The sequence below is a fragment of the Streptomyces sp. NPDC004788 genome (assembly GCF_053601115.1).
The window spans coordinates 1-13,991 of record NZ_JBSGBF010000012.1 but is presented as its reverse complement, the minus strand read 5'-3'; the positions used below and the strand labels follow the sequence as shown (position 1 = coordinate 13,991).

Sequence of the window (13,991 nt, the reverse complement as noted above, 5' to 3'; positions counted from 1 at the left end):
GTCCCATCTGCGGGTTCCCGCGTCCAGCGGATACAGTCGACGCCTGCGTCAACTACGGGACAGCCACGGGAACAAGGAGAGGGCCATTTCCGCCAACCGGCAGACGAGCCTGGCGTTCGCCGACGCCTTTGTCGCCGAGGACGAAGCGCTGCGCTGGGCCCGCGACCGGGCCCATGAGGCGGGGCTGCCCTCGGTGTCGCCGGGCACCGGTGCCGCGCTGCGCCTGCTGGCCGCGACGGCGGACGCGAAGGCGGTGGCGGAGATCGGTACGGGCACGGGCGTGTCCGGGATCTATCTGCTGCTCGGGATGCGTCCGGACGGGGTCCTGACCACCGTGGACATGGAGCCGGAGCGGCAGGCGCACGCGAAGGCGGCGTTCCGCGCGGCGGGCTTCGCCGGCAACCGGGCCCGCTTCATCCCGGGCCGGGCGCTCGAAGTGCTGCCCCGGCTCGCGGACGGCGGCTACGACCTGGTCTTCTGCGACGGCGACCGCCTTGAGCTCCTGGACTACCTCGCTGAATCGTTGCGCCTGCTCCGGCCTGGCGGTCTGGTCTGCTTCGAGGGCGTCTTCGCCGACGGCCGCACGGTCGACTCGGCGGCCCAGCCGGCCGAGGTGCAGCGGATACGGGAGTTGCTGCGGACGGTACGGGAGAGCCGGGAGTTGCTGCCGACGCTGCTGCCGGTGGGCGACGGCCTGCTGTGCGCGGTGCGCCGGGGCGCGTAGGGCTCGGCCCGTACCGCTCGCCCCCGTACCGCTGTATCGCCGTACCGCCTCCGTACCGCCGTACCGCCTCCGAAGACGCACGCCCCCGATAGCGACCCCCGGAACACCGCTGCCCCGGTGCGGTGGGTACCGTACCGGGGCAGAAGCGGAAATTCGCGACAGACGCGTCCTTAGTCGACGACGTCCTTCAGGGCGTCGCCGAGCGCCTTCGCCTCGTCCGGGGTCAGCTCGACGACGAGCCGGCCGCCGCCTTCGAGCGGAACGCGCATGACGATGCCCCGCCCCTCCTTGGTCACCTCGAGCGGGCCGTCACCCGTCCGCGGCTTCATGGCCGCCATGCTCGTTCCCCTTCCTGAAACCAGCTCATCGTCAGCATCGAACACGATTGCTTCCAGGTCATTATCCCGCATCACAGGACCCGATGACCAACATCAGGTGGCATCGCTTCCGCAACGCGCTTTCACAAAGCCGCACATTTCGCCGATCCACCTGCGATACTTCGCCGCCCCGGGTCGGCGTCCGGACGGCGATTCTTTGACGCAGCTCACATGTGCGGTGGGGGTGATCTCCGCCATGCTGAGGGGTCAGACGAAGCGAAGACGCGAAGGGAAGCCTCGATGGCCGACACGGTCCTCTACGACGTGAGCGACGGGCTCGCCACGATCACGCTCAACCGCCCCGAGGCCATGAACGCGCTCAATGTGGCGGCCAAGGTCGCCCTGCGCGACGCGGCCGAGGCGGCCGCCGCGGACCCCGCCGTACGGGCGGTGCTGCTCACGGCGGCCGGCGACCGCGCGTTCTGCGTGGGCCAGGACCTGAAGGAACACGTCGGGCTGCTCCAGCAGGACCAGGAGGCCGGCACCACCGACACGATGAACACGGTCCGCGACCACTACAACCCGATCGTGCGGGCCCTCACCGGGATGGCCAAGCCGGTCGTCGCGGGTGTGAACGGCGTGGCCGCCGGAGCCGGCTTCGGCTTCGCGCTCGCCGCGGACTACCGCGTGGTCGCCGAGACCGCCTCCTTCAGCACCGCCTTCGCCGGCGTGGCGCTCACCGCCGACTCCGGCATGTCCTGGACGCTGCCCCGGCTCGTCGGCCACAGCCGCGCCTCCGACCTGCTGCTCTTCCCGCGCACGATCAGCGCCCAGGAGGCGTACGAGCTGGGCATCGTCAACAAGCTCGTGCCGGCCGAGGCGCTCGCCGAGGAGGCCGCGAAGGTCGCCCGCAGGCTCGCCGCGGGCCCGACGGTCGCCTACGCGGCCCTGAAGGAGTCCCTCGCCTACGGCGCGGACCGCTCGCTGTCCGAGGCCCTCGACAAGGAGGACGAACTCCAGACAAGGGCCGGCGCGTCGGAGGACCACCGGATCGCGGTGCAGGCCTTCATCGCCAAGGAGAAGCCGAAGTACCTGGGGCGCTGAGCCCCCGCTCCCCCAGGCCCGCCCCGGCCTAGCGCCGGCCGCGCGCGATGCAGCCGGTGACGTGGTCGTCGACCAGGCCGCACGCCTGCATCAGCGCGTACGCCGTCGTGGGGCCGATGAAGCGCAGGCCGCGCTTCTTCAGGTCCTTGGACAGGGCCGTCGACTCGTCCGTCACCGCCGGCACGTCGCCGATCGTGAGCGGCGCCGGGCGGGTCGCCGGATCCGGCGCGTACGACCAGATCAGCGCGTCGAGCTCGCCGGGGGCCCACTCGGCGAGCACCTTGGCGTTGGCCATGGTGGCGTCGATCTTGGCGCGGTTGCGGATGATGCCCTCGTCGGCGAGGAGCCGCTCGCGGTCCGCGTCGGTGAAACCGGCCACGTCGGCGATCCGGAAGCCGGAGAACGCCTTCCGGAAGCCCTCGCGGCGGCGCAGGATCGTGATCCAGGACAGGCCGGACTGGAACGCCTCCAGGCACAGCCGCTCGAACAGCGCGTCGTCGCCGTGGACGGGGCGGCCCCACTCCTCGTCGTGGTACGCCACGTAGTCCTCGGTCGACAGGCCCCAGGGGCAGCGCAGCAGCCCGTCCGGGCCGGCGACGGCCCGGCCCACGGTCTCGACGACGGTCTGCTCGGCGGCGGTCCGCTCGCCCGTGGTCACGTCGCTCATGCCTCGTCCTCCTCGCCGCGCTCGCCCCGCTCGCCGCGCTCGTCCCGATCGTCCCGGGACCGGGCGGTGGCCAGCGCCGCCTTCAGGTCCGCGATCCGGGAGTCCCGCTCCGCCAGCTCGGCGCCGAGCCGGTCGAGGACGTCGTCCACGTCCGTCATCCGGTAGCCGCGGGCCGAGACCGGCAGCCGCAGCGCATGGACATCGGCCTGGCCGACCGGCCGGGTCGCGGGCAACGGGTCCACCAGCTGCTCGGGGGCCACCTCGGGCAGCACCTCGCTCTCGCCGCCGCCGACCACCGCCAGGGTGACCGCCGCGACGACCACGACCATCGTGATCAGCAGAAACCAGAACACGTGCGAGCCTTTCCCCGTCAGCTTCCCGGTCGTTCCCGCCATCGGAAAACGTCCCGTGCCGATCGTGCCATGCGCCACCGACAGTTAGGGTCGCAGACGATGCCGGGGACCGGCCGCGAGGGAGGACATAAGGGATGCTGCGCTTGGGACGGCGGGAATTCGGACCCCACGAGCCGGTGATCATGGCGATCGTGAACCGGACTCCGGACTCCTTCTACGACCAGGGGGCCACCTTCCGGGACGAGCCGGCGCTCGCCCGGGTCGAGCAGGCCGTGGCCGAGGGCGCTGCGATCATCGACATCGGCGGCGTCAAGGCGGGTCCCGGCGAGGAGGTCACCGCCGAGGAGGAGGCCCGCCGCACGGTCGGCTTCGTCGCCGAGGTCCGGCGCCGCCATCCCGACGTCGTCATCAGCGTCGACACCTGGCGCGCGGACGTCGGCGAGGCGGTCTGCGAGGCCGGCGCGGACCTGCTGAACGACGCGTGGGGCGGGGTCGACCCGCGGCTCGCCGAGGTCGCCGCGAAGTACGGCGCGGGGCTCGTCTGCACCCACGCCGGCGGTGTCGAGCCGCGGACCCGGCCGCACCGGGTCGAGTACGAGGACGTCATGGCCGACATCCTGCGGGTGACCGTCGGTCTCGCGGAGCGCGCGGTCGCGCTCGGCGTGCGGCGCGACGGGATCATGATCGACCCCGGTCACGACTTCGGGAAGAACACCCGGCACAGCCTGGAGGCGACCCGGCGGCTCGGGGAGATGACGGAGACGGGCTGGCCGGTCCTGGTGTCGCTGTCCAACAAGGACTTCGTGGGCGAGACGCTGGACCGGCCGGTGAAGGAGCGGGTGCTGGGCACGCTGGCGACGACGGCGGTCTCGGCGTGGCTGGGGGCGCGGGTGTACCGGGTGCACGAGGTCGCCGAGACGAAGCAGGTGCTGGACATGGTGGCGTCGATCGCCGGGCACCGGGCACCGGCGGTGGCGCGGCGCGGACTGGCGTAGGACGCGGGCCGGCGTAGGCGAGGGCGGCCGGCGTAGGCGGGGACTGGCGTGCGTGAGGGCCGGGCTACGCGAGGGCCGGCCTACGCGAGGGCCGGCCTACGCGAGGGCCGGCCTACGCGAGGGCCGGTGCAGGGCGGGACGGCGTAGGCGGGACGGGGCGGGGGCGCCACGAGTGGACGCCCCCGGCACGGTGTCGGCCTACCGGCCGACCTCCTTCGACACCAGCGCCACCGCCTCCTCCACGTCGTCCGTCACGTGGAAGAGCAGCAGGTCGTGCTCCGACGCCTTGCCGCCCGCGACGACCGAGTCGCGGAGCCAGTCGACGAGGCCCTTCCAGTACTCCGAGCCGAAGAGGACGATCGGGAAGCGGGTGACCTTGCGGGTCTGGACCAGGGTCAGGGCCTCGAAGAGCTCGTCGAGGGTGCCGAGGCCGCCCGGGAGGACGACGAAGCCCTGCGCGTACTTCACGAACATCGTCTTGCGGACGAAGAAGTAGCGGAAGTTCACGCCGATGTCGACGTGCGGGTTGAGGCCCTGCTCGAAGGGGAGCTCGATGCCGAGGCCGACCGAGACGCCCTTGGCGTCCCTGGCGCCCTTGTTCGCCGCCTCCATGGCGCCCGGGCCGCCGCCCGTGATCACCGCGAAGCCCGCCTCGACGAGCGCGCGGCCGAGCCGTACGCCCGCCTCGTACTCGGGTGTGCCCGGCTTCGTACGGGCCGAGCCGAAGACGCTGATCGCGCTCGGCAGTTCGGCGAGCGCGCCGAAGCCCTCCACGAACTCGGACTGGATGCGCATGACCCGCCAGGGGTCGGTGTGCACCCACTCCGAGTCGCCCTCGGTGTCGAGCAGACGCTGGTCGGTGGTGCCGGGCTGGACCTGGTCACGGCGCCTGACCACCGGTCCGAGACGCTGCTCCTCCAGCTTCTTCGGCTCATCGGGTACACCCATGGTCCGCTCCTTTCACCGTTCTCTGATCTTCCCGGTCAGGGTAGGTCCACAGAGGTGAAGAAAAGCGAAATTACGGGAATCGCTCAGTGGAGATCCGTGAGCCACTCGCGCAGCCGCGCCTCGCAGTGGTGGATCCGGTCCACGTGCACGTGCTCGTCCCGCTTGTGCGCGAAGAACGGGTCGCCGGGGCCGTAGTTGACCGCCGGGACGCCGAGCGCGCTGAAGCGGGCGACGTCGGTCCAGCCGAACTTGGGGTGCGCGGCGCCGCCGACCGCCTTCATGAAGGCCGCGGCCGCGGGGTGGGACAGGCCGGGCAGGGCGCCGGGGCTCTCGTCGTCCACGATCATCTCGGCGACGCCGCAGTCGGCGAACACCTCCTGGACGTGGGCCAGGGCCTCGGCCGGGGAGAGGTCGGGGGCGTAGCGGTAGTTCACGGTGACGACGCACTCGTCGGGGATGACGTTGGTCGCGACGCCGCCCTCGATGGCGACCGCGTTGAGGCCCTCGTGGTACTCGAGGCCGTCGATGACCGGCTTGCGCGGCTCGTACGCGGCGAGGCGGTCGAGGATGGGGGCGGCGGCGTGGATGGCGTTGGAGCCCATCCAGGAGCGCGCGGAGTGGGCGCGCTCGCCGGCCGTGCGCAGCTTGACGCGGAGGGTGCCCTGGCAGCCGCCCTCGACCTGGCCGTCGGAGGGTTCGAGGAGGACGGCGAAGTCGCCCGCGAGCCACTCCGGGTGGGCGTCGGAGATCTTGCCGAGGCCGTTGAGGTGGGCGGCGACCTCCTCGTTGTCGTAGAAGACGAAGGTGAGGTCGCGGTTGGGCGCGGGCACGGTGGCGGCGATCCGCAGCTGCACGGCGACGCCCGACTTCATGTCGGTGGTGCCGCAGCCCCACAGGATGCCGTCCTCGTCGAGGCGCGAGGGCACGTTGTCGGCGATCGGCACGGTGTCGATGTGGCCGGCGAGGACGACCCGCTCCTCGCGGCCCAGGTTCGTGCGGGCGACGACGTTGTTGCCGTAGCGGTCGACGGTGAGGTGGGGCAGTTCGCGCAGCACCTGCTCGATCGCGTCGGCGAGCGGCTTCTCGGTTCCGCTCACGGACGGGAAGTCGACCAGTGCCGCGGTGAGCGCGGCGCCGTCCAGCGCGAGGTCCAGCGGACGGCCTTCGGGGGTCTGGTGAGAAGCGGTGTCAGCCATGTGCCGACCCTAACCCGGCCTCCAGTACGGTGGGGCGCGTGTCCGAGCCCCGCCGTGTCCCCGCTCCCGCCCGCCGCGGCCGCGCCGCCCGGTTCGTGGCGGCGTTCTCCGTGCTCCTCGGCCTGGTCGCCTACGTGACAGTGCACTACGTCACGGGCAGCAAGGGCGCGCCACGCTGCCGGGTGGGAACCGGGGCGAACCAGTACGAGTTCACCCCGGAGCAGGCGTCCAACGCGGCGACGATCGCCGCCGTCGGCACGAGCCGCGGCCTGCCGGAGCGCGCGGTGACGATCGCGCTCGCGACCGCGATCCAGGAGTCGGGGCTGCGCAACATCCAGCACGGCGACCGCGACTCCCTCGGGCTGTTCCAGCAGCGTCCCTCGCAGGGCTGGGGCGATCCGGAGCAGATCCTCGACCCGGTGTACTCGTCCACGAGGTTCTACGAGGGCCTGGAGAAGGTCCCGGGCTACTCGCGGCTGCCCCTGACGGTGGCGGCGCAGAAGGTGCAGCGCAGCGGCTACCCGCAGGCGTACGCGAAGCACGAGCCGGACGCCACGCTCCTCTCCGCCGCCCTGACCGGGCACGCGCCCGCCTCGCTCAGCTGCACGGCCGACACCAGGAAGGGCCGGCCGGGCGATCCCGTACGGGTCCGGGACGAGGTCGTCAGGGCCTTCGGCAAGGAGACCGCCCCCAGGCCCGCTCCGGCGGCCGGCGGCGCGGCCGGAGCGAACGCGGCGGCGCCGGCCGCCGAGCTCGCGCTGCCGGTGCGGGAGTCCCGCGACCCGCGCGAGCAGCGCGGCTGGGAGCTGGCGCAGTGGGCGGTGGCCCGGGCCGGCGAGCTGCGCATAGCCGAGGTGTCGTACGGGGACCGGGTGTGGGTCGCGGACGACTCGTCGGGCGAGTGGGAGCCGGCGGACGGGGGCGGCGGCCAGGGGACGGACGGCTCGTCGGTGCGGCTGCGGCTGGCGGCGGGCTAGCGGTTCGGGCGCCGTACGGCCGGAGACGGCACCGGGCAGCCGTACGACCTGTCCCTCGAAGGTGTCATGCGTCGTCGGCGGCGAGGAGCCGGCCGAGCAGCCTTCCGGCCTGCAGTCATGTCACCGCAACGCCCTTGTCGCGCAAGGGGAGTGACGGTTCGGCACTCGCGGGGCGACTGAACCGTTCGTCCGGTTTCCTCCCCGCCCGACAATACGACGCATTACCCAGTCTTTGCCTTCGGCGTCCGCAACCTCCCCCGCCCCGGGGCCGGTTGTCACCGCGTACACGTCCTCTCCGTCGAAGGAGCACCATGTCCCTCCCCCTGACCCGTCGGATCGCCCAGGCCGCCCTGCTCGTCGCGGCCGGAGCAGCCCCCGTGGTCGCGGCGGCCGGCTCCGCGTGCGCCGCGGACCAGTCGCTCGCGCCGACCGGCGCCCTGACGGGTCTGACCTCCCTGGACAAGGCCGGTGCCGAGGGTGCCCTCGGTACCGCGACCGGTGTCGCGAACAAGGTCCCGGCCGCACAGAAGCTCACCGCCGGCAACACCGCCGACGAGGCGACGAACACCGTCGGCCAGACCACGGGCACCGTCACCGAGCAGGCCGAGGCCCCCACGGGCGGCGCGCTCGGCAAGCTGCCGACCGGCCAGCTGATGGGCGGCCTGCCGCTCGGCGGCTGACCTGCCGGTCGCAGGGCAGAAGGCCGCAGGGCAGAAACGGGAGGGCCCGGGGAGCACACGCTCCCCGGGCCCTCCCGTACGTGTGAGGCCTAGCCCAGGCGCTTGACGGCGGCCTCGACCCGCTCGTCGGTCGCCGTGAACGCCACCCGCACGAAGCGCTCGCCCGCCTCGCCGTAGAAGTCGCCGGGCGCGACCAGGATGCCCTTCTCGGCCAGGTACGCCACGGTGTCCCAGCAGGGCTCGTCGCGGGTCGCCCACAGGTAGAGGCTGGCCTCGCTGTGCTCGATCCGGAAGCCGTGGGCCTCCAGGGCCGTGCGCAGGGCGGATCGCCGGGCCGCGTACCGCTCGCGCTGCTCGGCCACGTGCGCGTCGTCGCCGAGCGCGGCGACGGTGGCGGCCTGGACGGGCGCGGCGGTCATCATGCCGCCGTGCTTGCGGATCTGGAGCAGCTCGCCGAGGACGGCGGCGTCGCCCGCGACGAAGGCGGCGCGGTACCCGGCCAGGTTGGAGCGCTTGGAGAGCGAGTGGACGGCGACGATCCCCTCGTACGAGCCGCCGCAGACGTCCGGGTGCAGGACGGAGACCGGGTCGGCCTCCCAGCCCAGTTCCAGGTAGCACTCGTCGGAGAAGACGAGCACGCCGTGCTCGCGCGCCCAGGCGACGATCCGGGTCAGCTCGTCCTTGCCGAGGACCTTGCCGGTCGGGTTGGACGGAGAGTTGAGCCACAGCAGCTTCAGGCCGGCCGGGTCGAGCTCGGTAGGGTCGTCGTAGACGACGGGCTCGGCGCCGCAGAGGCGGGCGCCGACCTCGTACGTCGGGTAGGCCAGCCGCGGGTAGGCGACCCGGTCCCCCGCGCCGAGGCCGAGCTGGGTCGGCAGCCAGGCCACCAGCTCCTTGGAGCCGACGACCGGCAGCACGTTCTCGTGGGCGAAGCCGACGGCGCCGAGGCGCCGCTCGCACCAGCCGGTGAGCGCGTCCCGCAGCTCCTTGGTGCCCCACACCGTGGGATAGCCCGGCGAGTCCGCCGCCGCGACCAGGGCCTCCTGGATCAGCGCGGGGACCGGGTCGACCGGCGTTCCCACGGACAGGTCCACGATGCCGTCCGGGTGGGCGGTCGCGGTCGCCTTGTAGGGCTCCAGCTTGTCCCAGGGGAAGACGGGCAGACGTGAAGAGACGGGGGCGCTCACGGTGGGGGCTCACTTCCTCGTACGTACGGAGAACACGGAGAACACAACGGTCCCGTACAGCGGCGGCGTCGCCGTACGGGACCGAGGGTGGATGATCGTCCGATCAGCCGTTCTGCGGCGGCAGGGCGGCGATGAAGGGGTGGTCGCGCTCGATCAGACCGAGCTTGGAGGCACCACCGGGCGAACCGAGCTCGTCGAAGAACTCGACGTTCGCCTTGTAGTAGTCCTTCCACTCCTCCGGGGTGTCGTCCTCGTAGAAGATCGCCTCGACCGGACAGACCGGCTCACAGGCCCCGCAGTCGACGCACTCGTCCGGGTGGATGTACAAGGACCGCTGGCCCTCGTAGATGCAGTCGACGGGGCACTCCTCGATGCACGCCTTGTCCTTGACGTCGACACAAGGCTGCGCGATGACGTAGGTCACGCTGTCGTTCCTCCTCGATAGGGCTGGTCTGCGCGGGAGCGCGGTGTCGTCGATGCCCGCCCCTAGTATCTCCGTTCTTGGGGACGATCCGAACAGGAGGGGCTGAGAAGCTGTGGAATTCACCGATGGCGGACGCCTCGAAGTGCGAATTACCGCCGCTGACGTGGGAAAACGTGTCTCAGTTCGGTACGTGACGGAGTCGTCCACGCCGGGGGAGCGATTCACCGACGCGGTCGGTGTTCTCACATCATGGGACGAGGGTGTGCTGCTGATCACACGCCGGACCGGCCAGACCGTCCGGATCGCGGAATCCGCCCTCGCCGCCGGCAAGGTCGTCCCCGCCGCCCCGGCCCGCCGCCGCGGCCCCGCCGCCGGCTTCCCCGAGCTCGCCCGGGCCGCCGCGCGCGCCTGGCAGCCCGTGGAGAGCGAGCCGCTCGGCGAGTGGACGCTGCGCGCGGCCGGAGGATTCACCCGGCGGGCCAACTCGGTGCTGCCGCTCGGCGACCCCGGGATGCCGCTGGACGCCGCGCTGACCCGGGTACGGGAGTGGTACGCGGCCCGGGACCTGCCCCCGTACGTCCAGACCGCGACGGGCGCGGAGGGCACCCAGGAGGTGCTCGGCGCCGAGCTGGAGCGGCGCGGCTGGGTCCGCGAGGTCTCGGCGGAGCTGCGGACCGCGGCGCTCGCGCCGATCGGCGACCTCGACGCGGACGTGTCCGCCGTGGCGGGGGTCCGGCTGTCCCGCTCGGTCGACGAGCAGTGGCTGCGGCGCTACCAGCGCTTCGGCGAGCCCGGACCGCACGTCCTGAAGGTGCTCGGCAGCGGGCCGAGCGTGTGGTTCGCGTCCGTGCCGGGCACGGGAGACATACCGGCCGCGATCGGGCGCTGCGTCGTGGACGGACGCTGGGCCGGTTTCATGGCGGTCGAGGTCGACCCGGAACAGCGGCGGCGCGGGCTGGCGACGGCCGTCATGACCGTGCTGGCCCGCCGGGCCCTGGACGAGGGCGCCTCGGCGGCCTGGCTCCAGGTGGAGTCGGACAACGACGGCGCGCGGGCGCTGTACGACGGGATGGGCTTCACCGTGCACCACCACTACCACCACTACCGCGGGACCGGGACCGAGGCGTGACCGACGCGGGCGCCGGGGGCGAGGGCGAGGGCGGATTCGACGGGACCGGCGGGGAGGCCGGGCCCGACTGGCGGCGCGAGTTCGCGGAGGAGGCCAGGTCCGAGCGGCCCGACCTCACCCGCCTCTGCCTGCTCGTCGGCGCGGTCGCCGACCCCGCGGTGACCCAGGCCGACCTGGACCTGGCCGAGATCGAGCTCGACCGGCTCGCCGGGCTCGTGCCGTACGGGACCCGGGGCGCCGACGCGTGGATCGCGGCCCTCGGCGAGCTGCTCGGCCGGCGCGCGGGCTTCCAGGGCGTGACCGCCGACTACCAGCGCCTGGAGTCCTCGCTCCTGCACGAGGTGCTGAGGCGGCGGCGCGGCCTGCCGATCCTGCTCTCCGTGGTGTGGCTGGAGGTGGCCCGGCGGGCCGGGGCGCCGGTGTACGGGCTCGGGCTGCCCGGCCACTTCGTCGTCGGCTTCGGCGACCCGGCCGAGCTCCACCTCGCCGACCCGTTCGCGGGCGGCCGTCCCATGACCGCCACCGACGCCGAGCTCCTGGTCGCGGGCGCCACCGGCGAGGCCCTCGACCCGACGATGCTGCGGCCCGCGACGGCCCCCGCGATCGTGCTCCGCATCCTCAACAACATCCGCGCCTGGGCCGCCGCCCGCCCCGAGCGCTCCGACGTCGCCCTGTGGGCCGTCGAGCTCTCCCTCCTCCTCCCCTCCCACCCCGCCCGCCTCCGCTACGAACGTGCCGAACTCCTCGTCCAGCGCGGGGACTTCCTGACGGGCGCGGCGGAGATGGAGGCGTACGCGACGGTGATGGACGCGGTCGAACCGAGCGCGGCGGCGACGATCAGGCAGCGGGCGAAGGCGGCACGGGCGCGGCTGAACTGAGCCGCGCCCGGGCTACGCCGGAGGCTTGGCCGGCGCGGCGATCCGGTAGAAGACGCAGCGGCGGAGCGGGCCCTCGAGGACGCTCGGGTCGTCGAAGTCGTCGGCGGGGTCGTGGGTCATGCCGAGGCGGCGCATCACGGCCTGCGAGCGCACGTTGCGGACGGTGGTCATCGCGATCACCTCCGGCAGTCCGAGGGTCTCGAAGGCGAACGTCAGGCAGGCGCGGGCGGCCTCCGTGGCGTAACCGTGGCCCCAGGCCGCCCGCTTGAGCCGCCAGCCGACGTCGACCGCCGTGAACGGCATGGACGCGCCCACCTGGTCCAGGCCGGCCCGGCCCAGGAACTCGCCGGTCTCGCGGAGTTCCACCGCCCACCAGCCGAAGCCGCGCTCGTCGAACTGGGCGCGCATGAGGTCGACCGTGGCGTCGCTCTGCTCACGGGTGAGCAACTCGCCCAGGTGCTCACGGACTTCGGGGTCGGCCATCATCGCCGCCCACGGTTCGAGGTCGGAGTCCCGCCAGCGGCGGAGCAGGAGACGATCGGTTCGCAGCTCTGGCGGTTCTGGCGGTTCTGGCAGTCCTGGCATGGCACGCAGCCAACCGGATCGCGGGCGGGCTTGTCGACCGTAATTCGTTTGACCGGCCGACTGGTCGGGGCTGCACTGTGACGGGGGACCACGAGCCGGGGAGGCAGCGCCAGCAATGCGGATCCGTTCCACGACCGACCAGGACTTCGACGTCTTCGTCGACACGCTGCACGCCGCGTTCGGGCGCTTCCCGGAGACCCCGGACGAGGACGGCGGCGGGGTCTGGTGGGCGGCGCTCGAACCGGACCGCTGCGTGCTCGCCGCCACGGAGGACGGCCGGCCCGTCGGGACCGCCGGCACGTACCCGTTCGAGCTCACCCTGCCCGGTGGGCACCTCGCCCCGGCCGCCGGGGTGACCGCCGTCGGCGTCGTGCCCACGCACCGGCGCCGGGGCGTGCTCACGGCGGTGATGCGGCACCAGCTCGTGGAGCTGCGGGAGCGGGGCGAGTTCCTCGCCGTGCTGCTGGCCTCCGAGGCGCCGATCTACGGCAGGTACGGCTACGGGCCGGCGACGTACACGGGGCGGCTGACGGTGCCGCGCCACCAGGCGGCCTTCGCCGCGCCCCGGGCCGCGGCGGCGCCCGCGACGGGCTCGGTCGAGGTGCTGCGCCGCGCCGAGTGCGGCGGCGTCCTCGAAGAGGTCTACGACCGCTACCGCCGCGCCCAGCCCGGCGCGCTGTCCCGGCCGCACCGCTGGTGGAGCCGGGGCGCGGGCCGGCCCCCGATCGCTCCGGCCCCGCGCTACGTCGCCGTCCACCGCGACGCCGACGGCGTCCCGGACGGCTACGCCAGCTACTCGCTCGACGGCGACACCCTGACCGTCGACGAGACCGTCGCCACGCACGACGCCGCCTTCACGGCCCTGGCCCGGTTCGCGCTCGGCCACGACCTGGTCGACCGGGTCGTGTTCAAGCACGTCCCGTCCGACCACCCGCTGCGCTGGCAGCTCGCGGACTTCCGCGCCGGTCAACCGAGCGGCGACACCGACTGGCTCTGGGTACGGCTCCTCGACGTCCCGCGCGCCCTGACCGCCCGCGGCTGGTCCACCGACGGCGAGCTCGTCCTCGACGTCGACGACCCGTTCCTCGGCGAGCGCGACCGCTACCTGCTCACGGTCCGCGACGGCAAGGCCGACTGCACCCCGACGGACCGCGACCCCGACCTGTCCCTGGACGTGAGCGACCTGGCCTCGATCTACCTCGGCGGCACGACTCCGAGCACCCTCGCCCGCGCCGGCCACCTCCACGCCCACCACCCGGCCGCGATCCCCCTGGCCGACACCCTCTTCCGCACGGACCACCGACCGCACTGCCTGCACTGGTTCTGACGGCGGGGGCGGGGCGGAGGGCAGGGGCGGTCGGGGTGGGCCGCGCCGCACCGACACGCCCTTGCGTCCCTTCGCGTGCCGTTCGGCGGCTCGGGCGCGTCCGCCTCGTGGGGGCGGCCTCGGGCGCGCCACTGTGTGGGCAGCACACGTACGGCACACACAGCGAAAGGGCCCCCATGGCAACCCCACACGCCCCCGGCAGCTTCGTCGCCCACACCGGGACCGACGTCTACGGTCCCGGCAAGGTCATCGGCGTGGACGGACAGCACCGGCGGGTGCGGTTCGTGCGCTTCGTCGCGACGGTGCGGGCGGGGGATCTGCGCGCCGCGACCGTGAGCGAGACGCGGGAGGTCGAGGAGTGGCTGCGGGCGAGGAAGCGGCGGTACGGCGGCGAGTGGTGACGGCGGGCCGGCCGGGAGACGCGGGGGGGCCCCCCCCCGGGGGGGGGGGGGGGCACGCGGGGGGGGGGGGGGGGGGGCGCCGGGGGCGGGGGGGGGGGT

Annotated in this window: 17 protein-coding genes; 9 read left to right on the top strand and 8 right to left on the bottom strand. The window is 73.4% G+C overall.

The genetic code is table 11. The annotated features are described in order from the left end of the window. The first annotated feature begins 43 nt into the window (after nt 1-43). Nucleotides 44-724 (top strand): O-methyltransferase, encoded by a 681-nt coding sequence (locus tag ACWEJX_RS08245; protein WP_403792591.1) that lies wholly within the window; start codon nt 44-46, stop codon nt 722-724. A gap of 170 nt (nt 725-894) precedes the next feature. Here ACWEJX_RS08245 and ACWEJX_RS08240 read toward each other — a convergent pair whose 3' ends face one another. Continuing rightward, nucleotides 895-1,062, bottom strand: a complete 168-nt coding sequence (locus ACWEJX_RS08240) for a DUF3117 domain-containing protein (RefSeq protein ID WP_451606720.1) — start codon at nt 1,060-1,062, stop codon at nt 895-897. A 279-nt stretch (nt 1,063-1,341) separates the two neighbouring features. Here ACWEJX_RS08240 and chcB point away from each other — a divergent pair, with 279 nt between their 5' ends. Beyond that, the gene (chcB, locus tag ACWEJX_RS08235) at nt 1,342-2,145 is read left to right on the top strand and encodes a 2-cyclohexenylcarbonyl CoA isomerase (RefSeq protein WP_451606719.1); all 804 of its coding nucleotides are present in this window, start codon (nt 1,342-1,344) and stop codon (nt 2,143-2,145) included. Between the two features lie 28 nt (nt 2,146-2,173). Here the strand turns inward: chcB and ACWEJX_RS08230 are convergent, their stop codons facing one another. Both ACWEJX_RS08230 and ACWEJX_RS08225 read right to left on the bottom strand, forming a co-directional pair. Next, a complete protein-coding gene (locus ACWEJX_RS08230) occupies nt 2,174-2,812 on the bottom strand; it encodes a DNA-3-methyladenine glycosylase I (protein ID WP_451606718.1) in 639 nt (212 codons plus the stop codon). Continuing rightward, nucleotides 2,809-3,165 (bottom strand): DivIVA domain-containing protein, encoded by a 357-nt coding sequence (locus ACWEJX_RS08225; protein ID WP_451606717.1) that lies wholly within the window; start codon nt 3,163-3,165, stop codon nt 2,809-2,811. The genes ACWEJX_RS08230 and ACWEJX_RS08225 overlap by 4 nt, the downstream gene beginning before the upstream one ends. A gap of 134 nt (nt 3,166-3,299) precedes the next feature. Between ACWEJX_RS08225 and folP the strand changes: the two genes are divergently transcribed. Beyond that, entirely contained in the window at nt 3,300-4,160 is an 861-nt protein-coding gene (gene folP, locus ACWEJX_RS08220; protein WP_451606716.1) for a dihydropteroate synthase, read from the top strand. Between the two features lie 198 nt (nt 4,161-4,358). Here the strand turns inward: folP and ACWEJX_RS08215 are convergent, their stop codons facing one another. Beyond that, entirely contained in the window at nt 4,359-5,108 is a 750-nt protein-coding gene (locus tag ACWEJX_RS08215) for an LOG family protein (protein ID WP_451606715.1), read from the bottom strand. A gap of 83 nt (nt 5,109-5,191) precedes the next feature. After that, a complete protein-coding gene (gene dapE, locus ACWEJX_RS08210; protein ID WP_451606714.1) occupies nt 5,192-6,304 on the bottom strand; it encodes a succinyl-diaminopimelate desuccinylase in 1,113 nt (370 codons plus the stop codon). A gap of 29 nt (nt 6,305-6,333) precedes the next feature. On the opposite strand from dapE, the gene ACWEJX_RS08205 reads away from it, so the two are divergent. Next, nucleotides 6,334-7,281, top strand: a complete 948-nt coding sequence (locus tag ACWEJX_RS08205; RefSeq protein ID WP_451606713.1) for a hypothetical protein — start codon at nt 6,334-6,336, stop codon at nt 7,279-7,281. 311 nt (nt 7,282-7,592) lie between these two features. Further along, the gene (locus ACWEJX_RS08200) at nt 7,593-7,961 is read left to right on the top strand and encodes an ATP-binding protein (protein ID WP_403792447.1); all 369 of its coding nucleotides are present in this window, start codon (nt 7,593-7,595) and stop codon (nt 7,959-7,961) included. Between the two features lie 89 nt (nt 7,962-8,050). Here the strand turns inward: ACWEJX_RS08200 and ACWEJX_RS08195 are convergent, their stop codons facing one another. Both ACWEJX_RS08195 and fdxA read right to left on the bottom strand, forming a co-directional pair. Further along, on the bottom strand, nt 8,051-9,148 hold the full coding sequence (locus ACWEJX_RS08195; RefSeq protein ID WP_451606712.1) for a bifunctional succinyldiaminopimelate transaminase/glutamate-prephenate aminotransferase: 1,098 nt from the start codon (nt 9,146-9,148) through the stop codon (nt 8,051-8,053). 103 nt (nt 9,149-9,251) lie between these two features. After that, nucleotides 9,252-9,572, bottom strand: a complete 321-nt coding sequence (fdxA, locus tag ACWEJX_RS08190; RefSeq protein ID WP_010474859.1) for a ferredoxin — start codon at nt 9,570-9,572, stop codon at nt 9,252-9,254. Nucleotides 9,573-9,684: 112 nt separating this feature from the next. On the opposite strand from fdxA, the gene ACWEJX_RS08185 reads away from it, so the two are divergent. Further along, complete coding sequence (locus ACWEJX_RS08185; RefSeq protein ID WP_451606711.1) at nt 9,685-10,701, top strand: GNAT family N-acetyltransferase; 1,017 nt, start codon at nt 9,685-9,687, stop codon at nt 10,699-10,701. Then, the gene (locus ACWEJX_RS08180; RefSeq protein WP_451606710.1) at nt 10,698-11,579 is read left to right on the top strand and encodes a transglutaminase family protein; all 882 of its coding nucleotides are present in this window, start codon (nt 10,698-10,700) and stop codon (nt 11,577-11,579) included. The genes ACWEJX_RS08185 and ACWEJX_RS08180 overlap by 4 nt, the downstream gene beginning before the upstream one ends. A gap of 12 nt (nt 11,580-11,591) precedes the next feature. Here the strand turns inward: ACWEJX_RS08180 and ACWEJX_RS08175 are convergent, their stop codons facing one another. After that, nucleotides 11,592-12,164: a GNAT family N-acetyltransferase gene (locus tag ACWEJX_RS08175; RefSeq protein WP_451606709.1), complete on the bottom strand. Its 573-nt coding sequence runs from the start codon at nt 12,162-12,164 to the stop codon at nt 11,592-11,594. Between the two features lie 115 nt (nt 12,165-12,279). Between ACWEJX_RS08175 and ACWEJX_RS08170 the strand changes: the two genes are divergently transcribed. After that, nucleotides 12,280-13,491, top strand: coding sequence for a GNAT family N-acetyltransferase (locus tag ACWEJX_RS08170; RefSeq protein ID WP_451606708.1), 1,212 nt, complete (start codon nt 12,280-12,282; stop codon nt 13,489-13,491). Between the two features lie 176 nt (nt 13,492-13,667). Next, nucleotides 13,668-13,892, top strand: coding sequence for a hypothetical protein (locus ACWEJX_RS08165; protein ID WP_451606707.1), 225 nt, complete (start codon nt 13,668-13,670; stop codon nt 13,890-13,892). The last annotated feature ends 99 nt before the right edge of the window (nt 13,893-13,991 follow it).